The organism is Streptomyces sp. NPDC088785, from assembly GCF_044750685.1.
Classification (GTDB): domain Bacteria; phylum Actinomycetota; class Actinomycetes; order Streptomycetales; family Streptomycetaceae; genus Streptomyces.
In genome coordinates this window covers 362,031-387,487 of sequence record NZ_JBIVKH010000002.1, presented here as the reverse complement: position 1 = coordinate 387,487, position 25,457 = coordinate 362,031, and the positions used below count along the sequence as shown (strand labels likewise).

The following is a 25,457-nucleotide window of genomic DNA, read 5'->3' as shown; positions in this document are numbered from 1 at the left end:
ACGCCCCGGAGGTACGGACGAAAACTAGCTTCGCCCGGAGAACACCAGAGGGGGGACGAGCGGAGGTGGCAGATCCCCATGACGGCCTTGGCCCTGGAGACCGCGCCGGAGATGCGGCCCCGGCCGCCGCGGTCCGGCTGTGTGATCACGGCGGACGCGTCGTACGCGGCACGGCTCGCGTACGACGGCACCTCGTGGTTCCCGCAGCGGTGGACGCTGGACGGGCCGGAGCCGTACGCGGTGCCGCTGCCCGGCCGGCAGCCCGAGGAGCCGGACACCGACGTGCTGCCGCTGACGGACGGCCGGGTGCTGATCCGGCGCCGGGCCGACGGCCGGCGCCATCTGTTCGCGCTGCTGTACCCGACCGGTCCGGAGACCGGCGAGGTGCCGCTCGGCGCGGTGGAGTGCGGGGAGCTCCACCTGCTGCCGCCGGCGCCGGACGGGCGCAGCGCGTACGCCCTTGAGCCGGGTGCGAGGTCCACTCAGGTGTGGCTGGTGGCGGGCGGCGCGTTCGGCCCCGAGCACGTGGCCGAGGTGCCGGGGCGCTGCTCGGGCGGGGTGTGGCTGGACCGCGCGGGGCGGCTGCTGGCGCTGGACCGGGAGCCGGCGGAGGGCGGGCCGGTGAAGACGGTCGCGGTCGATCTGGAGCGGGGCGGCGAGGTGACGCCGCTGCTCCAGATCACCGAGGAGAGCGCCGACCGGCTGCTCGTCGCCGACCTCGACAGCGGGCTCATCCTGGTCCGCTCGGACGCGGCGACGCCGGGTGCGCCCCGGCTCGGCTGGGGGGTGCTGGGCTCGACGCTGCCGGTGCGGTTCCCGCAGGCGCTGCGGGTCCCGGAGTGCACGGTGACGCCGTTCGCCGTGCAGCCGGGGCAGACGCTGCTGCCGGAGGGGTGCGCGGTGGCGCTGCGGATCGACGGCCCGGCGGACGGGGCGGGCGGGGCGCCGTGGCTCGGGCTGTGGCGGCCGTCCGACGGAGCCATGCGGCAACTGCCCGCGCCGGACGGATGGTTGGCGGGCAGCGGCTTCTGGTCACGCGAAGGGGTGCTCTCGCTGCCCTGCGTGACGCGGGAGGTGTCATGCGCGCTCGCTCGGGTATCCGCCCCTGAGCCATCGGTTCCGGCCGCGGACGGACAGCCCGTCCCGGCCGCCGCGGAGGCTGCGGCGGCACCGCGTCCCGTCCCCCTGGGGCAGGCGCCGCTCGGTGGGCGCACGGCGGGTGGTTAGACTCGCCGGGCTGTAAGTGAACGATCTTGTAAGGGTTTACGGGGTGAGTTTTCCGATGAGGGAAAGCAAGGGCAGGAACGGCAGCACGGACACCATGGAGCGCCACGAGCGCGGACGGGTTCCGGCCTCCGGCGGCTCGGGGCGGCACCGCGGCGCGGTGACCGTGTCGGCGGCGCCGAGCGAGCAGCCGGAGCCGCGTGGGCGGCATCGCGGGGCCCGCGCCGACGAGGCGTAGGCGTTCGTCGAGGACGGTGGGAGGGCCCGGTGACCCGGTGGGGTCGCCGGGCCCTCTCCGTTTGCCGCAGGTGTGCTTCAGCCGTGCTTGAGGCCGAGGACCTCGGCCGCCGCGAAGGTCTCGCCCTGTGGGCGCTCCCGGTAGTGCGGGGTGAGCAGCGCGTCGAGTTCGTCGTAGGTGAACGCGTCCTTCCGCGTGTCGAACCTGGCCCGTACCCGGGGCCGTTCGACGACGGCGACCATGCCGCCGTGCACGACGAGGAGCTGGCCGTTGACGTGGGACGCGGACGGTCCCGCGAGGTAGCCGACGAGGGGTGCCACGTGTTCGGGGGCGAGCGGGTCGAGGCCGTCGGCGGGCGGGGCGAACCCGGCGAAGACGTCTTCCGTCATCCGGGTGCGGGCCCGGGGGCAGATGACGTTCGCGGTGACGCCGTACTTGGCGAGGGCCAGCGCGGTGGACGTGGTCAGGCCGACGATCCCGCCCTTCGCCGCCGCGTAGTTGGGCTGGCCCGCACTGCCCGCGAGGAACGCCTCCGACGAGGTGTTCACGATGCGGCCGTAGACCGGGCCGCCGGTCTCCTTGGCGCGGCCGCGCCAGTGGCGGGCCGCGAAGTGGGTGGTGTTGTAGTGGCCCTTGAGGTGGACGTGGATGACCGAGTCCCATTCGTCCTCGCTCATCGAGAAGATCATGCGGTCCCGCAGGATGCCGGCGTTGTTGACCAGGATGTCGAGTCCGCCGAACGTGTCGATCGCCGACCGGACCAGTTCCCCGGCCTGCTGGTGGTCGGCGACGTCGCCGGTGTGGGCGGTGGCCGTGCCGCCCGCCTCGCGGATCTCCTGGGCGACCCGCTCGGCGGGGGTGGTGTCGGCCTCGCCCGAGCCGTCGCGTCCCGGCTGCCCGAAGTCGTTGACGACGACCTGGGCGCCGAGCCGGGCCAGTTCCAGCGCCTCGGCCCGGCCGAGTCCGCGGCCCGCGCCGGTGACGATCGCCGTGCGGCCCTTGAGCGGCGTTGACATGGTGGGGCGTTCCTTTCGCCGGTGCCGGTTGACCGTGCGGGGGGGGCTAGATCTCGATGCAGGTGCGCAGGGCGGCGCCGGTCCGCATCTGCTCCAGCGCCTCGTTGATCCCGGCCAGCGGGACCCGGTGCGTGATCAGCGAGGCGAGGTCGATGCGGCCCGCCCGCCACAGGGCGATGGCCCGCTCGTAGGAGGCGAGGACGTCGCCGCCGCCGTACATGGACGGCAGGATGCGCTTCTCGTCGAAGAACAGCTCGAACATGTTGAGCTGGAGGAAGTCGTCCATGGCGCCGGCGCCGACGACGACGAGGGTGCCGCCGCGCCGGGTGGTCTCGTACGCGGTGCGGGCCGTCGCCGACCTGCCGACGACCTCGAAGACGTAGTCGAAGCCCTCGCCGGCGGTCAACCGCTGCTTGGCGTCGCCGAGTCCGTCGGGTGCGACGGCCTCGGTCGCCCCGAACCGCAGCGCGGCCTCGCGGCGCGACGCCACCGGGTCGACGGCGACGATCTGGGCGGCGCCCTTGAGCCGGGCGCCCTGGATCGCGGAGATGCCGACGCCGCCGCAGCCGATGACCGCCACCGACGAACCGGCCGCCACGTCGGCGGTGTTGATGGCCGAGCCGAGTCCGGTGGTGACCCCGCAGCCGATCAGCGCGGCGATGTCGAAGGGGACGTCGTCGGGGATCGGCACCGCGCAGCCGGCGTCCACCACGACCTCCTCGGTGAAGGTGCCGGTGCCCGCGAAGCCGAAGACGTCGCCGCCGGGCCGCTTGAAGTTGGGGGTGCCCGCGTTCATGAACCCGGCGAGGCAGAGCTGGGTCTGGCCGCGCTTGCAGGCGGGACAGGCGCCGCAGGCGGGCAGCCAGCAGACCAGGACGCGCTGGCCGACGGCGAGCCCGTCGACCCCGTCGCCGACGTCGATGATCTCGCCCGCGCCCTCGTGGCCGGGGACGAACGGCGCGGGCTGCGGCAGGACGCCGTTCATCGCGGAGACGTCGGAGTGGCACAGGCCCGTCGCCCGCACCCGGATCCTCACCTTGCCCGGGCCGAAGCCGACCGCCTCGACGTCGTCCAGCACCTCCAGTTTGTCCTGGCCTATCTCGTGCAGTACGGCTGCTCGCATGGGTGCGGCTCCTTCACGTGGACGTACGGGACTGACGACGTGCGGGAATCAGGTGTGGTCGACGACCGTGTCCGCCAGGACCGGGGCCTCGTCGCGCTCCACGGCCGTCACGGTCACCTGCACCCGGTGCGGCTCCTGCCACATGCGTACGCGCAGCGTCTCGCCGGGGAAGACGACACCGGCGAAGCGGGTGGCGTAGCGGGTGACGCGGGAGACGTCGCCGCCGAGGACGGTGTCGACGACGGCCTTGAGGGTCATGCCGTAGGTGCACAGGCCGTGCAGGATCGGCCGGTCGAAGCCGGCCAGTTTGGCGAACCCGGGGTCGGCGTGCAGCGGGTTCCAGTCGCCGGAGAGGCGGTAGAGCAGGGCCTGTTCCTCGCGGATCGGGCGGTCGACGGTGCGGTCGGGCGCGCGCTCGGGGACCGCGAGCCGCTCGGAGGGTCCGCGCTCGCCGCCGAAGCCGCCCTCGCCGCGGACGAAGATCTGGGCGTCGGCGGTCCACAACGGCCCGTCGCCGTCGGCGACCTCGGTGCGCAGGACGAGGACGGCGGCCTTGGTCTTGTCGTAGACGGCGGCGACCCGGGAGGTGGTGGTCGCCGCGCCGCTGACCGGGATCGGACGGTGCACCTCGATCGTCTGGCCGCCGTGCAGCACGTGCGCGAGGTCCACGTCGACGCCCGGGGCGCCGAGTCCGCCGACGACGCCCATGCCCGCGCCCGCGACGGTCGCGAAGCTCGGCAGGACGTGCAGCACCGACTCCAGGGTGTAGCGCAGCTCGTCGGGGTCGGTGGCGGGCAGACCGGCGCCCAGGCCCAGGTGGTAGAGCTGGATGTCCTTGTGGTCCCAGGCGATCTCGGCGGACCTGGGTTCGGCGGCCACGGCCTTCGCTGCGTCGATGGGCATCGGGGAGGCGCTCCTCAGGCTGACGGGCGGAACGGGTCAAGACCTCGGTGCGGCCGTCCGCACCGTCGGCCGCACCGAGGTCGTCGCGGACCGGTAGAACGTGTTCTCATCCTCCCGGCGACCTCATGTATAGCCAAGAGGCGGCGGGTTGGGAAGGCCCCGGCCGCACCTTTCTGACTATGCGTCAGATAGGGTGCGGGGCGCACCCGGATGTGACATTTGTACCGGCGGACCGCGGACAGTCGTGCCTGCCGCGCGCGGCCCCCGCTCCGTACCGTCGCTGTCATGACGACAACGACACCGGCGGTGTCCTTCACGGGGGCCGTCAAGACATTCGGGGACGTCCGGGCGGTCGACGGTCTGACGCTGCGGATCGGCGCGGGCGAGACCGTCGCGCTGCTCGGCCGCAACGGCGCGGGCAAGTCGACCGCCATCGCGCTGCTGCTCGGCCTGGACGAGCCCGACGAGGGGCGCGTGGAGGTGTTCGGCACGGCGCCGCACAGCGCGGTGCGTGCCGGACGGGTCGGGGCGATGCTCCAGGAGGGCCGGGCCGTGCCCCGGGTCACCGTCGCCGAGCTGGTCGGCTTCGTGGCCCGCCGCTACCCGGCGCCGATGGACGTCGCGGAGGCGCTGCGGCTCGCGGGGATCGAGGAGCTCGCGGACCGGCGCGTCGACAGGCTGTCGGGCGGCCAGACGCAGCGGGTGCGGTTCGCGGTGGCGCTGGCCGGGAATCCCGCGCTGATCGTCCTGGACGAGCCGACGGCCGCGCTCGACGTGGAGGCCCGGCACGCGTTCTGGGCGTCGATGCGGGCCTACGCGCGGCGCGGCCACACGGTGCTGTTCTCCACGCACTACCTGGAGGAGGCCGACGCGCACGCCGACCGGATCGTCGTCCTCGACCACGGCCGGCCCGTCGCCGACGGCAGCGGGGACGAGCTGCGCCGGGCGGGCGGCGGCAGCCTGGTCTCCTTCGACCTCGCCGGGCGCGGCACGCAGGGCCTGGCGCTGCTGCCGGGGGTGAGCGCGGTGGAGGTCCGCGGCGACCGGGCGCGGCTGCGCTCGCGGGACCCGGACGCCACCGTGCTGGCGCTGGCCGCGCTGGACGCCGTACGGAACCTGGAGGTCGCGCCGGCCTCCCTCGACGACGCCTTCCTGGCGCTGACCGGCCAAGACCGTCCCGCCGAGCGGCTGGAGCGTGTGTGATGTGGGACTACCTGCGGCTTGAGGTGCGGCGCACGCTGCGCGACGGACGGTATGTGATCGGCACGGTCGCGATGCCGGTGATGATGTACCTGCTGTTCACCAACCTCGGCGCCGAGGAGGACGGTTGGAAGACGGTGTCGATGGTCGGAATGGCCGCGTACGGGGCGCTGGGCGCGGCGATGAACACGGCGGGCGGGGTCGCCGAGGACCGGGCGGTCGGCTGGCTGCGGCAGCTGCGGATCACGCCGATGGCGCCGCACCAGGGCGTGATCGGGCGGGCCCTGACCGGCGCGGTGACTGTGCTGCCCGCCGTCACGGTGGTGCTGGTCGCGGGCGCGGCGGTGAACGGCGTACGGCTCGACGCGTGGAAGTGGCCGGCCATCGCGCTGCTGCTGTGGCTGGGCTCGCTGCCCTTCACGCTGCTCGGCCTGGGCAACGGCTACCGGCTGACCTCGCAGGCCCTGGGCGGGCTGAACATGCTCTGCTATCTGGGGCTCGCCGTGCTCGGCGGGCTGTGGTTCCCGGTGGAGCTGTTCCCGGACTGGCTGCGGCACGTGTCGTCGTTCACGCCGACGAACCGGTTCGCACAACTGGGGACGGCCGTCGCCGACGGGCACGCGCCGTCGGCCGCCGCCCTCGGCATCCTGGCCGGCTGGCTGCTGGCCTTCGGTTCGTACGCTGTGGTCTCGTACCGCAGGGCCGCGCGCACCATCTGAGCAGCCCCCGAGCGCCGTCCGCGACGGGGCGGGACGGCGGCGGGGCACGGAACGGGAACGGGGAGTCGGGTCGATGAGGCTGACGGAACACTGGCGGGCGTGGCAGGTCGCGCGCGACGACTGGAAGGCCGAGAACGCGCGGGTCAAGGCCGAGCAGCGGGCCTGCCGCAAGGAGGGCAGGCCGGTCGAGCGGCTGGGCCCGTCGCTCAACGGCTTCACGATGCTGCCGTGGCTGCTGATGGGGCTGGGCGCGTTCTCGAACCTGGTGCAGGGCAGGACGCCCGACCCGTGGATCGGCGGTCTCGCGCTGCTGACCTTCAACTCCCTCTACATCTACGTGGTGTTCCGGGCCTTCCGCAAGGAGACGCGGGAGGCGACGTCGACGCGGGTCGCGGTCGGCCTGATGACCGTGCTGACGTGTGCGCTCGCGGGCGGGTACGGCGGCAGCTGGCTGACGTTCTTCCCGCTGCTCGGCCTCGCGGTGGGCGCGCTCGCCCGGGGTCCGCACATCGGCCGGATCGGCCTGGCGCTCAGCGTGCTCGGCGGCGGGGTCGGCGCGCTGCGGGAGGGCTGGGACGCGATCAGTGTCTTCTACGGGACGTTCCTGTCCACGATGGTGACGGCGGCGATCCTGTCGCTGGCCGAGACCGTACGTGAACTGCGCGCGGCCCGTGAGGAGTTGGCGCGGCAGGCCGTGGAGCAGGAGCGGCTGCGCTTCTCCCGCGACCTGCACGACCTGCTCGGGCACACCCTGTCGGTGATCGTGGTGAAGTCGGAGGCGGCGCGGCGGCTCGCGCCGCGCAGCATGGACGCCGCGCTGGAGCAGATCACCGACATCGAGGCGGTGGGCCGGCAGGCGCTCACCGAGATCCGCGAGGCCGTCACCGGGTACCGCGAGGGGAGCCTCGCGACGGAGCTGGACAACGCGCGCTCGGCGCTCACCGCCGCCGGGATCGAGCCCGTCGTACGCCAGTCGGGCCCGCCGCTGTCCGCGCAGTCGGAGGCGCTGCTGGGCTGGGTGGTGCGCGAGGCGGTCACCAACGCGGTCCGCTACAGCGCGGCCACCACCTGCACCATCACCGTCGAGGGGACGGCGGAGCGGGTGCGGCTGCGGGTCGCCGACGACGGCACCGGGCCGGCTGCGGCGGCGGGCGCGGGCGGTTCCGGGGTCGGCGGCACCGGCCTGAAGGGCCTCACCGAGCGGCTGGCCACGGCGGGCGGCTCGCTGACGGCGGGGCCGGGGGTGCGCGCCGGTTTCACGGTGACGGCCGAACTTCCTGTCGGGGCCGGTGAGTCGGAGCGGGAGGGCGAGCTGTCGGATGCGACGGCGTAGGGCGCGACGGCGTGGGGCGCGACGGCGTAGGGCGCGGCGACGGCGGGCGGGCTCTCGGTGCGCGGGCGTCACCGGGCCGTGCTGCGGTGGGAGCTGGGCGCGAAGGTGCCGTGCGTGCCCGGCCCGGGGCGCGTGTCTCCCACGCCGTCGCGCTGCTCGCGGGGGAAGTTCGCCGTTCTGTCCGGCGCGGCCAGGGTCCTCCGCCGCTCCGGGCGCCTGCTCCGCCCGTATTCTGAGCGCATGGACGAGATGCCGCGGGACCATCGCCCCGCAAAATCCGTGAGGGTCCTCCTCGCCGAGGACCAGGGGATGATGCGGGGGGCGCTGGCGCTGCTGCTCGGCCTGGAGGAGGACATGGAGGTCGTCGCGCAGATCTCGGCCGGCGACACCATCGTCGACACCGCGCTGACCTGCCGGCCCGACGTGGCCCTCCTCGACATCGAGCTGCCGGGGCGCAGCGGGCTCGACGCCGCCGCCGAGCTGCGGGATCAGGTGCCGGACTGCCGGGTGCTGATCCTGACCACGTTCGGGCGGCCGGGGTATCTGCGGCGGGCCATGGAGGCCGGGGCGGCCGGGTTCCTCGTGAAGGACGGGCCCGTCGAGGATCTCGCCGAGTCCATCCGCAAGGTGCTGCGCGGGGAGACGGTGGTCGATCCGGCGCTCGCGGCGGCGGCGCTTTCGGCGGGGCCGAGTCCGTTGACGGTGCGGGAGGCCGATGCGTTGCGGGCTTCGGCCGATGGAGCGACCGTCTCCGACATCGCCGGGAAGTTGCATCTGTCCGAGTCGACGGTGCGCAACTATCTTTCTTCGGCCATCGGGAAGACGGGGACCCGCAATCGCATGGAGGCCATGCGCTCCGCTCGCCGACAGGGCTGGCTCTGACTTCCGGGCGCAGCTCGCGTCGTGGCCGGCCGCGCAGTTCCCCGCGCCCCTGGGTGGTCTTCCGGGTGCGGCTCGCGTCGTGGCTGGCCGCGCAGTTCCCCGCGCCCCTAGGTAGCTCTTCGGGTGCGGCTCTCGTCGTGGCTGGTCGCGCAGTTCCCCGCGCCCCTGAGATGCGCACTGCGTGCGCCATCTCATCAGGAGAGGCGCACCCGGCGGCACGCGCCCAGGAGAGGCGTGCGGAGCGCTGCCTCTGGGGGAGGCTGCGCGCAGCGCATGCCTCAGGGGCGCGGGGAACTGCGCGAGAAGCGGCCACCGGCCCGCGGATGACGAACGACCCAGAAGTGCGGGGAAACGTCACCGGGCGGGCGCGCTAAGAACGACCCAGGGGCGCGAGGGGCCGCGGGCGACGGGCCGCCGGCGTACCCGACCCGAGGCCCACCCCCCGGCCCCCTCAAGAGCGCGGAGCATCGTGCGACCGGTCACGGCGGGGCATCCACGCCACCAGCACCACCACCGCCACCAGCAAAATCCCGGCCCCCACCAGGAACGCGGCAGCGTACCCGCGAGTGAGGGACGCGGCGTCCAGACCCCCCGCGGAGCGCCCGGCGGCGACGGTGGAGAGGACGGCGAGGCCCAGCGAACCACCCAGCGTGCGGGACGTGTTGATCAGCCCCGAGACCAGCCCGGCATCCCCGGCGGCCGCCCCCGAGGTGGCCAGCGACGCGAGCGGCGTCATCGCGAAACCGGCACCGGCCATCATCACGATCCCGGGCAGCATGATGCTGAGGACGAACGACCCGTGGGCGCTCATCGTGGACTGCCACCCGAACCCGGCGGCGGTGACCAGCACCCCGCCCACGGCGACGTTGCGCGCCCCGAACCGCCGCATGAGCAGCGGCGCCGCCTTCGACCCGGCGACCACCGCGAGCGAGCTGGGCACCAGCGCGAGCCCGGCCTGGACGGGCGAGTACCCGAGCACGTTCTGCGCGTACAGCGTCATGAAGAACCACATGGCGAACGACCCCATGCCGCACACGAACATCGCCGCGTTGGCCGCCGCCACCGACCGCACCCGGAACAGTCCGAGCGGCATCAGCGGCACCCGCGTACGGGCCTCGACGACGAGGAACGCGGCGATCAGCGCGAGCGCCACCGCCATGGGCACCAGCGTGCCGGTGGCCCCCCAGCCGGCGGCCTCGGTCTGCACGACGGCGTAGGCGAGGGTCGCCGTGCCCGCCGTGACGAGCAGCGCCCCGGGCAGGTCGAGCCGGCGCTCGCCGCCCGCGCGGGACTCCCTGATCCAGCGGGCGGCGGCCGCGAGGACGACGGCGCCGAGGGGGACGTTGATGAGCAGGACCCAGCGCCAGTCGAGCCCCTCGGTGAGGACCCCGCCGACGAGCCCGCCCGCCGCGCCGCCCCCGGCGCCGACGGCGGTCCAGGTGGCGATGGCGCGGGCGCGCGCGGCGCCCTCGGGCACGGCCGAGGTGAGGATGGTGAGGGTGGAGGGGGCGAGCACGGCGGCGCCGAGGCCCTGCACGGCGCGCGCGGTGAGCAACTGCCAGTCCTGCTGGGCGAGTCCGCCCGCGAGCGAGGCGAGGGTGAACAGGCCGAGCCCGACGAGGAACATCCGCTTGCGCCCGAAGAGGTCACCGGCCCGCCCGCCGAGCAGCATGAAGCCGGCGAACGCGATCGAGTAGGCGTTGACCACCCATTGCAGGCCGGTCGGGCTGAGCCCGAGGTCGGCGCGCACGGAGGGCAGCGCGACGTTGACGACGGAGACGTCGAGCACGACGAGGAACTGTCCGGCGCAGGCCACGGCCACCACCAGCCAGGCGGGCGGGGCGGGCCTGCGGGTCCGTATCTCGGCGTCGGCGGCCTCGGCGGCCAGGGGGGAGGTCTGCGGCATGTCCGTCATGGTCCCAGCCCGCGGGTGCCCCGTACATCAGGATTTCGGGGCACCGGCCGTACGCCCTTGGGTCTAGGTCCGGGGAACCACGACGCCCGCGCCGGCCACGGGGCCGGGTTCAGCTGTGGCTGTCGCGTCCGGGAGCGGAACCCGCCCGAGCAGCCGTTCGCCGTCGGCCGTTCGGCGCAAGCCCTTGTTAGAAGTCTGGTCAACTCGTCTACCTGTTGGTAACTTGCGGCGCTGTTACCGACAGGTACACCCCCTGTCCCCCATGCTCCACGAGGCGAAGGCCGAGGACACCATGCATCGCTCCGCACTTGGGACCCTTGCCGGCGCGGTCGTCACCGTGCTGGCCGTCACCGCGTTCCCGCCGGCCGCGGCGGCCGCGCCGTCGGGCGCGCCGTCCGCGACGGCCGCCACGGACGACTCGTTCTACACCTACGACGGCAGCGCCCCCCTGGCGTCGTACGCGCCGGGCACGGTGCTGAAGACCCGGACCCTCCAGTACCACGTCCTCGGGATCCCCACCCCGGTCAGGGCGACGCAGCTGCTGTACCGCACCGAGGACGCGCAGGGCCGGCCGTCCGCCGGGGTGACCTCGGTCGTGCGCAGCCCGAACGGCGACGGCAGCAAGGCGGTCTCGTACCAGTCGTTCTACGACTCCCTGAACCCCGAGGACGCGCCGTCCCGCGCCATCGCGGGCAACGTCTCGCTCGGCGGCCTGATCGCGAACGGCGAGTCGCTGCTCCTGGTGCCGCTGCTGCTGTCCGGCTACAACGTCGTCATCCCCGACAGCGAGGGGCAGGGGGCCGACTTCGCCGCCGGACCCGAGTACGGCACCAACACCCTGGACTCGATCCGGGCCGCGAGCAGCGCCCCGCAGACCGGGCTGAACGCCGACACCCGCATCGGCCTCGCCGGCTACTCCGGCGGAGCCATCGCCACCCACTGGGCGGCCGCGCTCGCCCCGAGCTACGCGCCGGACGTCGACCGGCGGCTGGTCGGCTACGCCGAGGGCGGGCTGCTCGTCGACCCGGCGCACAACCTCAAGTACATCAGCGGCAGTTCGGTGTGGGCCGGGGTGGCCCCCATGGCCGTCCTCGGCGCCGCCCGCGCCTACGACATCGACTTCGAGCCCTACCTGAACAGCTACGGCCAGGCGGTCTTCAAGAAGCTGGCGGACGCCTCGATCGTCAACGCGCTCGGCCAGTACCCGGGCCTCACGTGGAAGAAGCTGGTGAAGCCGCAGTACGCCGACCCGAACTCGGTGCCGCCCTTCGTCGCCGCCGTGAACAAGCTCAACCTGGGCTCCGCCCCGACGCCGAAGGCCCCCGGATACATCGCGCAGGGCAACGGCGGTGTCTTCGAGGGGACGCTCAGCAACCTCCCGGGCATCGGACGGGGCGACGGCGTCATGGTCGCGGCCGACGTGCGCGCGCTGGTGCGGCAGTACTGCGACAAGGGCGACGCGGCCGTCAAGTACCAGCAGTACGACGCGCTCAGCCACGTCGGCACCGCCGTGCCGTGGGCGCCCGTCGCGCTGGACTGGCTGAACGACAGGTTCGCGGGGAAGACGCCCCCGTCGGACTGCGGCCGGGTCCCGGCGGGCAACTCCCTCGCGCCCGAGGTGCCGACGGGCTCCTGACCCACCCCGCCGGCCGGCCCTAGCACGCCGGCCGGCGGACTTCTGCCGCATCGCGCGGTTCGCATCCTTTCGGGTCACGGGGGTGGCCGCGCCCGGCGCCGGGGGTAGGACCGATCCGTCGCACCGGGCGGGACGGGAGGGCGGGTGGATGCGCGGACGGGCAACAGGAGGGGTCCGTACCCGGCTGCGGTACTGGTTCGACAACTTCCTGGCCCGCAGCACCCTCACCCTGGTGGCCTGTCTGACCCTCGCCTGCCTGGCCGTCGTCGTGCCGGCGAGCGTGGCCCAGGTGCTGGTCGGCCGGCCCGTGCCCACCACCCTCGCGGGGCAGGCGGCGGCCGTGTGGGCCTCCGTCGGCGCCACCCTGCGCATCGGGGGCGCGGTCGGGGCGCCGGCCTACGTCGTGCTGTCGGTGCTGCTCGCGCTGGTCAGCCTGCTGTTCGTCTCCACCCTCGTCAGCGTGATCACCACCGGCATGAATGACAAGATCCTCGAACTGCGGCTCGGGCGCTCGACGATCGTGGAGGAGCGGCACACCGTGGTCCTCGGCTGGTCGGACCAGGTGTTCCCGGTGATCTCCGAGCTGGTGACGGCCAACGCCCACCGGCGCCGGGCCACCGTGGCGCTGCTGGCGCCCCGGGACAAGGTGGAGATGGAGGAGGAGATCACCACCAAGGTGGGGCCCACCGGCACCACCCGCGTGGTCTGCCGCAGCGGCTCGCCCACCGACCCCGCCGTGCTGGCCCGGGTCAGCCCGCACACGGCCGCCGCGGTCATCGTCCTGTCGCCCGGCGACCGCGACGGGGACCGCACGGTGGTACGGACGCTGCTGGCGCTCGGCGTCGTCGTCGGCGACGACACCGCGACCACCGTCGTCGCCGCCGTGCGCGAACCGGCGCACCACCCGGCCGCGGTGCTCGCGGCGGGCCCCGGCGGCCGGGTCCTGGACATCGACGCCATCACCGCCCGCCTCCTCGCCCAGTGCTCGCGCCAGCCCGGACTTTCGGTGGTGCACCAGGAGTTGCTGGACTTCGCGGGCAGCGAGTTCCACACCGTCCACGAGCCCGCGCTGACCGGCCGCACCTACGGCGAGGCGCTGCTGTCGTACCCGCACTCCTGCGTGGTCGGCCTGCTGCGCCCCGACGGCGGGCCCGCGCTCAACCCGCCCGCCGCCACGGTGCTCACCCCGCACGACCGCATCGTCCTCATCACGGAGAACGACACGACCGCGCAGGTGTCGGACGCGCCGCTCCCCCACGACGGGACGGTGCTCGCCGCGACGGCGACGCGCGCGCTCGGACCGGCCCGGATGCTGCTCATGGGGTGGAACCGCAGGGCCCCGCTGATCATCGATCAGCTCGACCGGTACGCGGGTCCCGGCGCGCGCCTGGACCTGGTGGCCGGCGGGCCCCGGCTCCCGCCCGGCCTGGACGTCCTGGCCTACGACAGTGTGATCGTGCTGGGCCCGGAGGCGACGGGCGACGCGGGCACCGCGGACTCCGACTACCACGTCCTGGACACCCTGCTGCACCTGCGCGCCGCCGAGCGGGCCGCGGGCCGCTCCCTGCACGTGGCCGCCGAGCTGTCCGACGACCGGGACCGGCTGATCGCCCCCATGAGCCCCGGCACCGACTTCGTCGTCAGCGGGCGGCTCATCAGCCTCCTGATGACGCAGATCAGCGAGAACCCGCGGACCGCCGCGCTGTTCGAGGAGCTGTTCAGCGCCGGCGGCAACCGGATCCACCTCGGCCCGGCCGCCGACTACGTCCTGCTGGGCCGCGAGGTCGCCTTCGCCGACGTCGTGGCCGCCGGCCGCCGCCGCGGTCGCTCCGTCATCGGCTACCGGCTCGACGCGGGGGCGGGCGCGGGACCCGGGTTCGGGGTCCGGGTCAATCCCGGCAAGGCCGAGCGCGTGGTCTTCGGCGACGCCGACACCGTCATCGCCGTCATGCGCGACCTCCCGGACCCGCCCTAGGGCCCACCCGCCGTCAGCCCGCCGCCCCGGCGTCGGCCCGCCGCACCATCGTCACCACCGCCGCGCCGCCGAGCCCGATGTTGTGGGCGAGGCCGACGCGGGCCCCGGGCACCTGACGGGCGTCCGCCGTGCCACGCAACTGCCACGTCAGCTCCGCGAGTTGGGCGATGCCGGTGGCGCCGAGCGGGTGGCCCTTGGAGATGAGACCGCCGGAGGGGTTCACCACCCAGCGGCCGCCATAGGTCGTGGCACCGGACTCGACGAGCTTGCCGGACTCGCCCTGCGCGCACATGCCGAGCGCCTCGTAGGTCAGCAGTTCGTTGATGGAGAAGCAGTCGTGCAGCTCGATGACGTCGACGTCGTCGATGCCGAGCCCCGACGCCTCGTAGACCTGCCGGGCGGCCTCCCGCGACACGGGCTGCCCGACGACGTCGACGCAGGAGCCGGAGTCGAAGGACTCGGCGGTGTCCGTGGTCATCGCCTGGGCGACGATCTCGACCGCGCGGTCGCCCAGGCCCCGCTCCTCGACGAAGCGTTCGGAGACGACGACGGCCGCCGCCGCGCCGTCGGAGGTGGGCGAGCACTGGAGCTTGGTGAGGGGGGCGTGGATGGTCCGGGCGGCGAGGATCTCGTCGGCGGTGTACGCGTCCCGGAACTGGGCGTACGGATTGCCGACCGAGTGGCGGTGGTTCTTGACGGCGACCGCGGCGAGCTGCGCCGCGGTCGTGCCGTACCGCTCCCCGTGCTCGCGGGCCGCGTCGCCGAAGATCTGGGCGGTGGGCGGGCTCATCTCGAAGCCGTGCCGGGCGGCCATGACGGCGTAGTGGCGGGCGACCGGGGAGGTCTTGAAGTCGCCGCCGTCGGCGCCGCCGCCGAGCGCGCCGCGCCGCATCTTCTCGAAGCCGAGCGCGAGGACGCAGTCGCTGACGCCGCCCTCGACGAACTGGCGGGCCAGCATCAGCGCGGTCGAGCCCGTCGCGCAGTTGTTGTTGACGTTGTAGACGGGCACGCCCGTCAACCCCAGTTCGTAGACGGCGCGCTGCCCGGCCGTGGAGGGCTGGAAGCAGTAGCCGACGGGGACCTGCTGGACGTCCGCGTAGGTGATCGAGGCGTCGGCGAGCGCTGCGTCGCCCGCCTCCTTCGCCATGTCCCAGTACTGCCAGTCGCGGGTCTCGGGCTTCTCGAACCTGGTCATGCCGACGCCGACGATGTACGACCTCATGGCTGCGCGGCCCTCCTGCCACTAGCTGACGGATCGTCAGATAGTGGCAGGGCGGGGCGATTAACGGAAGGCCGCGTGTCCCGTCAGTGCCTGGCCGAGCGCGAGGGTGTGCATCTCGGTGGTGCCCTCGTAGGTGAGGACGGACTCCAGGTTGTTGGCGTGGCGGATCACCGGATACTCCAGGGAGATGCCGTTGGCGCCGAGGATCGTGCGCGCGGTGCGGCAGATCTCGATGGCCTCGCGGACGTTGTTCAGCTTGCCGAAGCTGATCTGCGCGGGGTGCACACCGGCCTCGGAGTCCTTGAGCGCCGACAGGTGCAGGGCCGTCAGCGTCGCCTTGTGCAGTTCGAGCGCCATGTCGACCAGCTTCTGCTGGGTGAGCTGGAAGCCCGCGATCGGCCGGCCGAACTGCTCGCGCTGGAGGGCGTAGTCGCGCGCCGACCGCCAGGCCGAGCGGGCCGCGCCGGTGACGCCCCAGACGATGCCGTAGCGGGCCTCGTTGAGGCAGGTGAGCGGGGCGCCGACGCCGCGCGCGGCCGGCAGCTCCGCGGCGGCGGGGAGGCGGACGCCGTCCAGCACCAGCTCGCTGGTCACCGACGCGCGGAGCGACATCTTGTGCTTGATGAGCGGCGCGGAGAAGCCGGGGGTGTCGGTGGGCACGACGAAGCCGCGCACGCCGTCCTCGGTCCGCGCCCAGACGACCGCCACGGCCGCGACGGAGCCGTTGGTGATCCACATCTTGCGGCCGTCGAGGATCCAGTCGCCGCCGTCGCGGCGGGCCCGGGTGGTCATGGACGCCGGGTCGGAGCCGTGGTCGGGCTCGGTCAGGCCGAAGCAGCCGATGGCCTCGCCCGCGGCCATCTTCGGCAGCCACTCCTGCTTCTGTTCCTCGGAGCCGAAGCGGTGGATCGCGAACATGGCGAGCGAGCCCTGCACGGAGACGAAGGAGCGCAGGCCGGAGTCGGTGGCCTCCAGCTCGCGGCAGGCGATGCCGTACGCGCGCGCCGAGGTGCCCGCGCAGCCGTAGCCCTCCAGGTGCATGCCGAGCAGGCCCATCGTGCCGAACTCCCGGGCGAGGCCGGGCAGATCGGGCAGTTCGCCGGCCTCGAACCAGTCGGCGATGTGCGGCTCGACCTTGTCGTCGAGGTACTGCCGGACGGTGTCGCGCACCGCCCGCTCCTCGTCGGTGAGGAGGGCTTCGAGGTGCAGCGGGTCGACGGGGTCGAGTGCGGGGAACGGCATCAGGCTCGGGCTCCTTGCTGGGTGCGGGGGTGGTCGTCGTCGTGCTGGCCGAGGGTGGGCGGTGCGGTGCGCACGGCGGGCCGTACGCCGTTGAAGCTGACCGGGAAGGCGACCTGGCGGATCGTGCCCGCCACCGGGTGCTCGACCTCCTGGACCATGCCGAGGGCGGCGGTCTGCGGGCAGGCGTACACCTCGTCGAGGTGGCGGATGGGGGCCGCGGGCACCCCGGCCGCCTTCAGCGCGTCGCACCACTGTCCGACCGTGCGCCGGGCGAGGACGTCCGTCAACCGGGCGTTGAGGACGGCCCGGTGGGCGACGCGGGCGGCGTTCGTCGCGAACCGCTCGTCGTCGGCGAGCCCGTCGAGGCCGAGGGCGGCGCACAGCGCGCGGAACAGGTCGTCGTTGCCGACCGCGATCACGAAGTGGCCGTCCGACGCCTCGTACGCCTGGTAGGGGACGAGGCTCGGGTGGCCGGAGCCGAGGCGGGCGGGGCGCTCGCCGGTGGCGAAGTGGGCGGTGGCCCAGTTGACGTGCAGGGCCAGCTGGGTCTCGTACAGGGACGTCGTGACGTACTGGCCGCGGCCGGTGCGGGCCCGCTCGACGAGGGCGGAGGTGACGCCGACGAGTCCGAAGAGCGCGGCGCCGAGGTCGCCGATCGCGAAGCCGGCCTTGACCGGCGGTCCTTCGGTCTCGCCGGTCAGGGACATCAGGCCGGCGGCGGCCTGCGCCACCATGTCGTAGCCGGGCTCGTCGCGCATCGGGCCGCTCTCGCCGAACGCGGAGATGTGCAGGACGACCAGGCGCGGGTACCGCTCGGTGAGCGCCCGGTGGTCGAAGAGGCGGGCGAGGGTGGAGCCGGGCCGGAAGTTCTCCACCACGACGTCGGCGCCGGCCAGCATCCGGTGCACCTCGGCCTGCCCCTCGGGGGTCTTGAGGTCGAGCGTCACCGAGCGCTTGTTGCGGTTGGCGGCCAGGTAGTACGTGGCGTCCCCGCCCTGGAAGGGCGGGCCCCAGCGGCGGGTCGGGTCGCCGCCGCCGGGGTGCTCGACCTTGGTGACGTCGGCGCCGAGGTCGGCGAGGGACATGGTGGCGTACGGGCCCGCGAGGATCTTCGACAGGTCGACGACCTTGATCCCGGCGAGCGGTACGGCCTGCGGCGGCGCGGGCGGCTCGGTCATACCGATCACTGTGCCCCGCGCATTAAGTGCTGTCCAAGACTGATTACGGCTACGAGTGTGCCGCTAATCCACATGGTCGGCGGGGGTGGGCAGGACCCGCCCGGCCACGTCCAGGACCGCGGCGAGGGCCGCGCTGTCGTTGCCGGTGCGCCAGGCGAGCGCGATGGGCAGCACCGGCACGTCGGCGCCCACCAGCGGCCGGAAGACGACGTGCTCCAGGTGGATGGAGCGCGCGGACCCCACGACCACGGCCACGCCGACGCCCGCGCCGACCAGCGCCAGCAGGTTGTACGAGTCCGGGGCCTCCTGCGCGACGCGCGGCGCGAACCCGGCGTCGTGGCAGCCCTGCACCATCGCCTCGCGCACGGCCGAGCCGCGGGCGACGGGGAACGTCACGAACCGTTCGCGGCGCAGGTCGGCGAAGGTGACCCCGTCCTTCGCCGCGAGCCGGTGGCCCTCGGGGAGCGCGCAGACCAGGGGCTCGGCGCGGACGACGCGGGCGGTGATGCCGCGGCGGACCGGCAGGGCGGCGACGCCGAGGTCGATGGTGCCGTCGATGAGCCGGGCGAGGGCCTCCCCGGTGAAGATCTGGCTCTCCAGGACCAGCTCCACGCCCGGCAGTTCGGAGTTGACGGCGCGGGTGAGGGCCGGGAGCGCGGAGTAGGCGCTGGCGCCGCCGAAGCCGACGGTGACGCGGCCGGTCTCGCCGAGGTGGGCGGAGCGGACGGTGCGGCGCAGGGTGGCCGCGTCGGCCAGGAGGCTGCGGGCGGGGTCGAGCAGGGCGTGGCCCGCCGGGGTGAGGCGGACCGTGCGCGTCGTGCGTTCGAAGAGGCGGGCGCCGAGGTCGCGCTCCAGGAGCCTGATCTGTTGGCTGAGCGGCGACTGGGCCATGTGCAGGCGCTCCGCTGCGCGGCCGAAGTGCAGTTCTTCGGCGACGGCGACGAATCCGGTGAGATGTCTCAGCTCCACCGCGGCGACAATACGGGTGCCCCTCCTTCACCTTTGCCGCCGCCCCGCCCCCGGGTCCACTTCCACCTGACGCCCGGTGGCCGCTTCTCGCGCAGTTCCCCGCGCCCCCGGGTCGCTCTCCATCCGCGGCCCGGTGGCCGCTTCTCGCGCAGTTCCCCGCGCCCCTGAGATGCGCACTGCGTGCGCTATCTCATCTGGGAGGCGCCCCCTGGGAGAGGCGTGCGGAGCACGGCCTCAGGCAGTGGAGGCGCGCGAAGCGCAGCCTCAGGCAGTGGAGGCGCGCGGAGCGCTGCCTCAAGGGGAGGCTGCGCGCAGCGCATGCCTCAGGGGCGCGGGGAACTGCGCGACCAGCCACGACGGTGGCGCGCCCGACCGACCAACCACGGGCGCGGCCAGCCGCAACGAGGGCGCGGGGAACTGCGCGGCCAGCCACGACGGTGGCGCGCGTGGGAGGGGACGGAATCAGTCTCGGGGGAGGTTCAGGAGGCGTTCGGCGATGACGTTGAGCTGGATCTGGGTGGTGCCGCCGGCGATGGTGAGGCAGCGGGACAGGAGGAAGCCGTGCAGGGCGCGCTCCCCCGGCCCCTCGCGGAGCGCCCCGGCGGGGCCGAGGAGTTCGAGGGCCAGTTCGGCGACCCGCTGCTGATGCGGGGTCTGGACGAGTTTGCGGAGGGAGGCGCCGGCCCCCGGCGCCTCCCCGGCGACCTGCCGCAGGGTGGTCCGCAGCCCGATACAGGCCAGCGCATGCGCCTCGGCGAGAAGCACCCCGATCCGCGCCCGGCAGGCACCGTCGAGCCCCCCGGCGCGGGCGAGCAGCGCCTCCAGGCCGGTGTCGAAGGTCAGCTGGTCGGCCATGTGGACCCGTTCGTTGCCCAGGGTGTGCCGGGCGACCCGCCACCCGTCGTCGACCTCGCCGACGACGGCGTCGGCGGGCAGCAGGACGTCGTCGAAGTAGACCTCGTTGAAGAGCGCGTCGCCGGTGATCTCGCGCAGCGGCCGGATGTCGATGCCGGCGGTGTGCTTCATGTCGACGAGGAAGTACGTCAGGCCCTTGTGCTTGGGGGCGCCGGGGTCGGTGCGGGCGAGCAGGATGCCGTGGTCGGCCCACTGCGCGGCGCTCGTCCACACCTTCTGCCCGTTGATCCGCCACCGGCCGTCCGGCAGCCGTTCGGCGCGGGTGCGCAACGAGGCGAGGTCGGAGCCGGCGCCGGGCTCGGAGAACAGCTGGCACCACAGGAGGTCGCCGCGCAGGGTCGCGGGGAGGTAGCGGTCGCGCTGCTCGGCGGTGCCGTGGGTGATCAGCGAGGGGACGACCCAGGTGGCGATGCCGAGGTCGGCGACGCGCACCCCGGCGTTCGCCCATTCCTCCTGCACGGCGAGCTGTTGGACCGGCCCCGCGCCGAGTCCGTAGGGCGCGGGCAGGTGCGGGGCCGCGTAGCCGGTGGCGGCGAGGGCGCGGCGGGCGGCGCCCGGGTCGAGGCCGCGGACGCTCTCGGCCACGCGGCGGGCCTCGGCCCTGTACGGTCCGGCCGCCGCGGGCAGATCGAGGCGCAGCTCGCGGCGGACGCCGGTCTCGGCGAGGCGGACGGCGCGCAGCCGGTGGGTGTCGCCGGCGCCGAGCAGCTGCCGGGCGACGACGGCCCGCCGCAGATAGAGGTGGGCGTCGTGCTCCCAGGTGAAGCCGGTGCCGCCGAGGATCTGGATGCAGTCCTTGGCGCAGCTGTGGGCGGCGTCGAGGGCGGTCGCGGCGGCGAGGGCGGCGACGAGCCCGGCGCCGGCCGCGGCGGGGTCGGGTTCGTCGAGGGCGCGGGCCGCGTCCCAGACGAGGGCGCCGGCCTGCTCGACCCGGAGCAGCATGTCGGCGCAGAGGTGCTTGACGCCCTGGAACTGTCCGATGGGCCGCCCGAACTGCTCGCGCACCCGGGCGTGTTCGGCGGCCGTGCGCAGGGCCCAGGAGGCGGTGCCGCAGGCGTCGGCGGCGAACAGTACGGCGGCGAGGTCGCGGACCGTCGGGCCGGGTGCGGCGAGGACGCGGGCGGCGGGCACGGTGGCGCCGCGGGCGGTGATCTCGGCGGTGGGGCGGGTCGGGTCGGCGCTGTCGTGGGCGCGCACGGCGAGTCCGGGGGTGGCCGCGTCGACGGCGAGCCAGACGACGCCGTCCGCGCTGTCGGCGGCGAGCACCAGGACGTCGGCGTCGGCGCCGGTGAGGACGGGTGGCGCGGTCCCGTCGAGGACGAGCCCGTCGGGTCCGGCGACGGCGCTCAGGCCCCCGGCCGTGAGGGCGACGGCTCCGATCAGTTCTCCGGTGGCGAGCCGCCCGGCCAGGTCCGGGGCGCCGGAGCGGGCCAGCACCTCGGCGGCGAGGACGGTGGACAGGAACGGTCCCGGCAGCGCGGCCCGGCCCGCCTCCTCGACGACCACGGCGAGATCGGGCAGGCTCCCGCCCCCGCCGCCGTACGCCTCGGGGAGCCGCACGCCGAGCAGGCCCTGCGCGGCGAGGCTGTCCCAGTACGGGGGGCGGTGGCCCGGCGCGGCGGGGGCGTCCAGGAGTTTGCGCACTTCGTCGGGTGGTGCGGCGCGGGCGATCCAGCCGCGCACGGAGGCGGCGAGCTCCCGCTGGTCCTGAGTGATGGCGATGAAGGCACTGTCGGCGGTCCCCATGCGGCGCACGGTAGAACACGTTCCAGTAGAGCGGAAGAGCACATCTGACGGCAAGTCAGAATCCACCGCCGCCCGACCCCGGCGAGGTCCCATGTAATGAAAAGGTCAAGGTTCACGCTCGTACGACAAACATCGGAATAGTCGCCCGAGCGAACAGGTTCGACCTACACGCACCCCCGCTCGCACTCCGCCCGCACAGGCGATCCGAACCTGCCCTCCGGAGGCCCTCCGCAATGTCAGCACCGTCCCAGCCGACGCCCACTCCCCGACGGACCGGGGGCGTCGTCCCCGTCCTCGCCTTCGCCGGCATCGTCGTGGCGGTCATGCAGACGCTGCTCGTGCCGGTGATCAAGGACCTGCCCGAGCTGCTGGACACCGCACCCTCGAACGCCACCTGGGTGATGACCTCGACCCTCCTCGCCGGAGCCGTCTCGACGCCCATCATGGGCCGCCTCGGCGATCTCTACGGCAAGCGCCGGATGCTGCTCACCAGCCTCGCGATCATGGTGGTCGGCTCGCTGGTGTGCGGCTTCACCGACCAGCTCCTCGTCATGATCGTCGGCCGCGCCCTCCAGGGCTTCGCCATGGGCGCCATCCCGCTCGGGATCGGCCTGATGCGCGACATGCTGCCGCGCGAGAAGCTGGGCTCGGCGATGGCCCTGATGTCCTCCTCCATCGGCGTCGGCGGCGGTCTCGCCCTGCCGCTGGCCGCGCTGATCGCGCAGCACGCCGACTGGCACGCGCTGTTCTTCGGCGCCGCCGCCCTCGGCGTCGTCTCCATCGGCCTGACGCTGGCCGTCGTCCCGGAGAGCCCGCTGCGCGCCCGGGGCACCTTCGACATAGCCGGCGCCCTCGGGCTCTCGCTCGGCCTGGTGCTGTTCCTGCTGCCGATCACCAAGGGCAGCGACTGGGGCTGGAGCAGCGGCACGACGCTCGGCCTGTTCGGCGCGGCGCTCGCCGTGCTGCTCGGCTGGGGCGTGATGGAGCTGCGCCTGAAGGCGCCGCTGGTCGACCTGCGCACCACGGCCCGGCGCGAGGTGCTGCTCACCAACCTGGCCTCGATCATGGTCGGTGTCGCCTTCTACGCGATCTCGCTCGTCCTGCCCCAGCTGCTCCAGCTGCCGTCGGCGACCGGCTACGGCCTGGGCCAGTCGATGGTCGTCGCGGGTCTGTGCGTGGCGCCGCTCGGCCTGACGATGATGTTCACCGCCCCCGTCTACGCCCGCCTGTCGGCCCGGTTCGGCCCGAAGGTCACCCTCATCCTGGGCCTGCTGATCATCGCGGTCGGCTACGGCGCGGGCCTCGGCCTGATGAGCGCCGCCTGGCAGACCATCGTCATCGCGGTGGTCGTCGGCGCGGGCATCGGCCTCGCCTACTCCTCGCTGCCCGCCCTCATCATCGGCGCCGTGGACGCCTCCGAGACGGGCGCGGCCAACGGCCTGAACACGCTGATGCGCTCGATCGGCACGTCCGTGTCGTCGGCGGTCATCGGCATGGTGCTGGCCAACACCGCCGACCACGTCGGCGGCGCCACCATCCCCACGATGCACGGCTTCCGCGTCTCGTTCCTGATCGCCACGGCGGCCGTCGCCGTCGGCGTGGTGCTGGCGCTGTTCCTGCCCCGGCGCAGGGCGGCGACGGTGCAGCTGCGGGCCAGCAGCGAGGAGGACGCCAACCTGGCGCGCGCCGAGGCGGCCCTCGCCGCCTTCCGCGGCCGGGTGCTCGGCGCGGCGGGCGAGCCGGTGCCCCGCGCCAGGGTCACCCTGATCGACCGCCGCGGCCGCCGGGCGGGCGCGGCCCTCACCGACACCGAGGGGCGCTACTCCCTGGCGGTCCCCGAGGGCGGCTCCTACGTCCTCGCGGCGAGCGCCGCCGGGCACGCCCCGCGCGCCTCGGCGGCCACCCACCACGGCGAGGACCGCGCCGTGGACGTGGACCTGGCCCTGGAGGCGGCGGCGGTCGCGCAGCCGTAGCGCACCAGCCAGTCCCAGCACAGAGCGCGAACGCGCCGGGCGACCGCCCGGCGCGTTCGCGCTCTGTGCTCAGCCGTGCCGAGGCGCGACCATGCGGAGGGAGAACGCGGCGACCGCGCCGCCGCACGACGAAGGGTGCTCCCACCGTGCAGCGTTACGACCACCTCCGGCGGATCCTCGCCCTCGACCCCGACCGCGACTACGAGGAGATCTACGGGATCAGCACCACCCACGAGTTCCCGTGGGACTTCATGCAGGCGCTCGGCTTCGCCCTCTACCGCACGTACGCCGTCCCCAGCATCGGCCGGCTCCTCGCGCGCACCGGCGAGTTCACCGAGCGCACGCAGAAGCGCTACGACGACACGGTGCTCCTCCTCGACGCGGTGGGCGAGCACGGCATGGACGCGGAGCAGGGCCGCACCGCGATCCGCCGGATGAACCGGATGCACGGCGCCTACGCCATCCCCGACGACGACTTCCGGTACGTCCTGGCCACCTTCGTCGTGGTCCCCAAGCGGTGGCTCGACGCGTTCGGCTGGCGCCCGCTGTCGGACCACGAGATCCGCGCGTCCACGCAGTACTACCGGGCGCTGGGCCGGCGCATGAACATCAAGGACATCCCGCGGACGTACGCGGAGTTCGAGGAGTTCATGGACGACTACGAGCGCCGCAGCTTCGCCTACGACGAGGGCGGGCGCGCCGTCTCGGAGGCCACGCTCGACCTGATGGCGTCCTGGTACCCGGGCCCGTTCGGCGCGGCGATGCGCCGGGCGACCGTGTGCCTGATGGACCCGCCGATGCGCGCGGCCTTCGGCTACCGGGCGCCGCCCGCCGTCCTGGAGCGCGCGGTGCGCGGCGGGATGCGGCTGCGCGGCCGGCTGGTGCGGCTGCTGCCGCCGCGCCGCGTGCCGCGCTTCGCCCGTCAGAGCCCCCAGGTGCGGGGCTATCCGCACGGCTTCCGGGTGGCCGACCTCGGCACGTTCCCGGACGCGCCGGACGGGCCGGTCAGCCGGTGTGGGCCAGCAGGGCGTCGATGAGCCGGGGCCAGAGCTGGCGGGGGCGGTCGTGGCCCATGTCGGGGAGCAGCAGGAGTTCGGCGCCGGGCACCAGCTCGGCGGTGCGCCGGCCCCCGCTGGGGTCGATCAGCGTGTCGTCCAGGCCGTGGATCACCAGCGTCGGCACCCGCAGTCCGCGCAGGGCCTCGGCGCGGGAGCCGCTCAGGATCATCGCGGCGAGCTGCCGTCCCAGGCCCGCCGGGTGGTGGGCGCGGTCGTAGCCGCGGGCCGCCAGGTCGCGCAGCACCGCCGCGTCGCCGTACCGCCGCGAGGCCCACACCAGTTCGCGCTCCGCCGCGGCGATGTGGCCCGCGCGGTCCGCGGGCCGCGGCGCGGACACCACGGCCTGCGCCTCGGGGGTCGGGCGGCCGTACTCCTGCTCGCCGGTCGAGGACATCATCGAGGTCAGGGTGAGCACCCGCCCGGGGTGGGAGAGGGCCATGGTCTGGGCGATCATCCCGCCCATCGAGGCGCCGACCACGTGCGCGCGGTCGATGCCGAGCGCGGTGAGCAGCCCGAGGCCGTCGTCGGCCATGTCGGCCAGCCGGTAGGGGGCCATCGCGAGGGCGGCGGGCAGGTCGCCCGAGCCGACGGCGGCGACGAACGCGCCCACGTCGACCGGGTGGTCGTCGAAGCTGGTGGACAGCCCGCAGTCGCGGTTGTCGTAGCGGATCACGTACCGGCCGCCGGCCGCCAGGGCCCGGCAGAAGTCCTCGTGCCAGCCGATCATCTGGGCGCCGAACCCCATCACGAGCAGGACCGGCGGATCCCCGGGGTCGCCGAAGGTCTCGTACGCCAGGGACACGTCGTCGGACACGGGGATGATCGGCATACCGGAAGCCTGCCACGGCCGGTCCCGGCCCCGCGCACCGGCCCCGGCGCGGGGCGGATTATTCAGCAGCCGGGGAAGGCTGTCAGAAGTATGGCGAAGTGCGGCCACGCGTCATATGCCGTCGGTAATCTGGGCCGCACCCGCGGGCGGCCCCGGCCCGT

20 protein-coding genes are annotated in these 25,457 nt (G+C 74.1%); 10 read left to right on the top strand and 10 right to left on the bottom strand.

What is annotated here, in order from left to right; genetic code table 11:
* The first annotated feature begins 78 nt into the window (after positions 1 to 78).
* Positions 79 to 1,227 carry a hypothetical protein gene (locus tag ACIP5K_RS07450; protein ID WP_401406177.1) on the top strand — a complete coding sequence of 383 codons (1,149 nt, stop codon included), beginning with the start codon at positions 79 to 81 and terminating at the stop codon, positions 1,225 to 1,227.
* Between the two features lie 55 nt (positions 1,228 to 1,282).
* Entirely contained in the window at positions 1,283 to 1,462 is a 180-nt protein-coding gene (locus tag ACIP5K_RS07445; RefSeq protein ID WP_401406174.1) for a hypothetical protein, read from the top strand.
* 77 nt (positions 1,463 to 1,539) lie between these two features.
* On the opposite strand, the gene ACIP5K_RS07440 is transcribed toward ACIP5K_RS07445, so the two are convergent.
* Genes ACIP5K_RS07440 through ACIP5K_RS07430 form a run of 3 tightly spaced genes read right to left on the bottom strand, consistent with a single transcriptional unit; the run spans position 1,540 to position 4,504 of the window.
* Positions 1,540 to 2,478, bottom strand: coding sequence for a 3-oxoacyl-ACP reductase (locus ACIP5K_RS07440; RefSeq protein ID WP_401406171.1), 939 nt, complete (start codon positions 2,476 to 2,478; stop codon positions 1,540 to 1,542).
* A 46-nt stretch (positions 2,479 to 2,524) separates the two neighbouring features.
* On the bottom strand, positions 2,525 to 3,601 hold the full coding sequence (locus ACIP5K_RS07435) for a Zn-dependent alcohol dehydrogenase (protein ID WP_401406168.1): 1,077 nt from the start codon (positions 3,599 to 3,601) through the stop codon (positions 2,525 to 2,527).
* Positions 3,602 to 3,649: 48 nt separating this feature from the next.
* On the bottom strand, positions 3,650 to 4,504 hold the full coding sequence (locus tag ACIP5K_RS07430; protein WP_401406165.1) for a MaoC/PaaZ C-terminal domain-containing protein: 855 nt from the start codon (positions 4,502 to 4,504) through the stop codon (positions 3,650 to 3,652).
* Between the two features lie 285 nt (positions 4,505 to 4,789).
* Here ACIP5K_RS07430 and ACIP5K_RS07425 point away from each other — a divergent pair, with 285 nt between their 5' ends.
* From ACIP5K_RS07425 to ACIP5K_RS07410, 4 genes are all read left to right on the top strand, one after another.
* The gene (locus ACIP5K_RS07425; RefSeq protein WP_401406162.1) at positions 4,790 to 5,707 is read left to right on the top strand and encodes an ABC transporter ATP-binding protein; all 918 of its coding nucleotides are present in this window, start codon (positions 4,790 to 4,792) and stop codon (positions 5,705 to 5,707) included.
* Positions 5,707 to 6,423: an ABC transporter permease gene (locus tag ACIP5K_RS07420; RefSeq protein WP_401406159.1), complete on the top strand. Its 717-nt coding sequence runs from the start codon at positions 5,707 to 5,709 to the stop codon at positions 6,421 to 6,423. Before ACIP5K_RS07425 ends, ACIP5K_RS07420 begins: the two co-directional genes overlap by 1 nt.
* Before the next feature lie 73 nt (positions 6,424 to 6,496).
* A complete protein-coding gene (locus ACIP5K_RS07415) occupies positions 6,497 to 7,756 on the top strand; it encodes a sensor histidine kinase (RefSeq protein ID WP_401406156.1) in 1,260 nt (419 codons plus the stop codon).
* 240 nt (positions 7,757 to 7,996) lie between these two features.
* Positions 7,997 to 8,638, top strand: a complete 642-nt coding sequence (locus tag ACIP5K_RS07410) for a response regulator (RefSeq protein ID WP_401406153.1) — start codon at positions 7,997 to 7,999, stop codon at positions 8,636 to 8,638.
* Between the two features lie 451 nt (positions 8,639 to 9,089).
* On the opposite strand, the gene ACIP5K_RS07405 is transcribed toward ACIP5K_RS07410, so the two are convergent.
* Positions 9,090 to 10,544, bottom strand: coding sequence for an MFS transporter (locus ACIP5K_RS07405; RefSeq protein WP_401406150.1), 1,455 nt, complete (start codon positions 10,542 to 10,544; stop codon positions 9,090 to 9,092).
* A 271-nt stretch (positions 10,545 to 10,815) separates the two neighbouring features.
* Between ACIP5K_RS07405 and ACIP5K_RS07400 the strand changes: the two genes are divergently transcribed.
* Positions 10,816 to 12,189: a lipase family protein gene (locus tag ACIP5K_RS07400; RefSeq protein ID WP_401406147.1), complete on the top strand. Its 1,374-nt coding sequence runs from the start codon at positions 10,816 to 10,818 to the stop codon at positions 12,187 to 12,189.
* Positions 12,190 to 12,337: 148 nt separating this feature from the next.
* A complete protein-coding gene (locus tag ACIP5K_RS07395; protein WP_401406144.1) occupies positions 12,338 to 14,164 on the top strand; it encodes an NAD-binding lipoprotein in 1,827 nt (608 codons plus the stop codon).
* A gap of 13 nt (positions 14,165 to 14,177) precedes the next feature.
* Here the strand turns inward: ACIP5K_RS07395 and ACIP5K_RS07390 are convergent, their stop codons facing one another.
* From ACIP5K_RS07390 to ACIP5K_RS07370, 5 genes are all read right to left on the bottom strand, one after another.
* Complete coding sequence (locus ACIP5K_RS07390; RefSeq protein WP_401406141.1) at positions 14,178 to 15,386, bottom strand: lipid-transfer protein; 1,209 nt, start codon at positions 15,384 to 15,386, stop codon at positions 14,178 to 14,180.
* Positions 15,387 to 15,446: 60 nt separating this feature from the next.
* The gene (locus tag ACIP5K_RS07385; protein WP_401406138.1) at positions 15,447 to 16,628 is read right to left on the bottom strand and encodes an acyl-CoA dehydrogenase family protein; all 1,182 of its coding nucleotides are present in this window, start codon (positions 16,626 to 16,628) and stop codon (positions 15,447 to 15,449) included.
* Positions 16,628 to 17,806 carry a CaiB/BaiF CoA transferase family protein gene (locus tag ACIP5K_RS07380; protein WP_401406135.1) on the bottom strand — a complete coding sequence of 393 codons (1,179 nt, stop codon included), beginning with the start codon at positions 17,804 to 17,806 and terminating at the stop codon, positions 16,628 to 16,630. The genes ACIP5K_RS07385 and ACIP5K_RS07380 overlap by 1 nt, the downstream gene beginning before the upstream one ends.
* A gap of 63 nt (positions 17,807 to 17,869) precedes the next feature.
* On the bottom strand, positions 17,870 to 18,775 hold the full coding sequence (locus tag ACIP5K_RS07375) for a LysR substrate-binding domain-containing protein (protein WP_401406132.1): 906 nt from the start codon (positions 18,773 to 18,775) through the stop codon (positions 17,870 to 17,872).
* Between the two features lie 462 nt (positions 18,776 to 19,237).
* Positions 19,238 to 21,436, bottom strand: coding sequence for an acyl-CoA dehydrogenase (locus ACIP5K_RS07370; RefSeq protein WP_401406129.1), 2,199 nt, complete (start codon positions 21,434 to 21,436; stop codon positions 19,238 to 19,240).
* A 233-nt stretch (positions 21,437 to 21,669) separates the two neighbouring features.
* Between ACIP5K_RS07370 and ACIP5K_RS07365 the strand changes: the two genes are divergently transcribed.
* Together ACIP5K_RS07365 and ACIP5K_RS07360 are read left to right on the top strand one after the other, a co-directional pair.
* Entirely contained in the window at positions 21,670 to 23,409 is a 1,740-nt protein-coding gene (locus ACIP5K_RS07365) for an MFS transporter (protein ID WP_401406126.1), read from the top strand.
* A 146-nt stretch (positions 23,410 to 23,555) separates the two neighbouring features.
* Complete coding sequence (locus ACIP5K_RS07360) at positions 23,556 to 24,446, top strand: oxygenase MpaB family protein (RefSeq protein ID WP_401406123.1); 891 nt, start codon at positions 23,556 to 23,558, stop codon at positions 24,444 to 24,446.
* Here the strand turns inward: ACIP5K_RS07360 and ACIP5K_RS07355 are convergent.
* On the bottom strand, positions 24,415 to 25,296 hold the full coding sequence (locus tag ACIP5K_RS07355) for an alpha/beta fold hydrolase (protein ID WP_401406120.1): 882 nt from the start codon (positions 25,294 to 25,296) through the stop codon (positions 24,415 to 24,417). The two genes, ACIP5K_RS07360 and ACIP5K_RS07355, sit on opposite strands and share 32 nt — an antisense overlap.
* Positions 25,297 to 25,457: the final 161 nt, after the last annotated feature.

Coding starts and splice junctions, on each gene's coding strand:
- ACIP5K_RS07435 (WP_401406168.1), bottom strand. CDS start 3,601: ATGCGAGCAGCCGTACTGCACGAGATAGGCCAGGACAAACTGGAGGTG.
- ACIP5K_RS07385 (WP_401406138.1), bottom strand. CDS start 16,628: ATGCCGTTCCCCGCACTCGACCCCGTCGACCCGCTGCACCTCGAAGCC.
- ACIP5K_RS07395 (WP_401406144.1), top strand. CDS start 12,338: ATGCGCGGACGGGCAACAGGAGGGGTCCGTACCCGGCTGCGGTACTGG.
- ACIP5K_RS07425 (WP_401406162.1), top strand. CDS start 4,790: ATGACGACAACGACACCGGCGGTGTCCTTCACGGGGGCCGTCAAGACA.
- ACIP5K_RS07370 (WP_401406129.1), bottom strand. CDS start 21,436: ATGGGGACCGCCGACAGTGCCTTCATCGCCATCACTCAGGACCAGCGG.
- ACIP5K_RS07390 (WP_401406141.1), bottom strand. CDS start 15,386: ATGAGGTCGTACATCGTCGGCGTCGGCATGACCAGGTTCGAGAAGCCC.
- ACIP5K_RS07400 (WP_401406147.1), top strand. CDS start 10,816: ATGCTCCACGAGGCGAAGGCCGAGGACACCATGCATCGCTCCGCACTT.
- ACIP5K_RS07365 (WP_401406126.1), top strand. CDS start 21,670: ATGTCAGCACCGTCCCAGCCGACGCCCACTCCCCGACGGACCGGGGGC.
- ACIP5K_RS07355 (WP_401406120.1), bottom strand. CDS start 25,296: ATGCCGATCATCCCCGTGTCCGACGACGTGTCCCTGGCGTACGAGACC.
- ACIP5K_RS07380 (WP_401406135.1), bottom strand. CDS start 17,806: ATGACCGAGCCGCCCGCGCCGCCGCAGGCCGTACCGCTCGCCGGGATC.
- ACIP5K_RS07415 (WP_401406156.1), top strand. CDS start 6,497: ATGAGGCTGACGGAACACTGGCGGGCGTGGCAGGTCGCGCGCGACGAC.
- ACIP5K_RS07450 (WP_401406177.1), top strand. CDS start 79: ATGACGGCCTTGGCCCTGGAGACCGCGCCGGAGATGCGGCCCCGGCCG.
- ACIP5K_RS07405 (WP_401406150.1), bottom strand. CDS start 10,544: ATGCCGCAGACCTCCCCCCTGGCCGCCGAGGCCGCCGACGCCGAGATA.
- ACIP5K_RS07430 (WP_401406165.1), bottom strand. CDS start 4,504: ATGCCCATCGACGCAGCGAAGGCCGTGGCCGCCGAACCCAGGTCCGCC.
- ACIP5K_RS07440 (WP_401406171.1), bottom strand. CDS start 2,478: ATGTCAACGCCGCTCAAGGGCCGCACGGCGATCGTCACCGGCGCGGGC.
- ACIP5K_RS07445 (WP_401406174.1), top strand. CDS start 1,283: ATGAGGGAAAGCAAGGGCAGGAACGGCAGCACGGACACCATGGAGCGC.
- ACIP5K_RS07410 (WP_401406153.1), top strand. CDS start 7,997: ATGGACGAGATGCCGCGGGACCATCGCCCCGCAAAATCCGTGAGGGTC.
- ACIP5K_RS07420 (WP_401406159.1), top strand. CDS start 5,707: ATGTGGGACTACCTGCGGCTTGAGGTGCGGCGCACGCTGCGCGACGGA.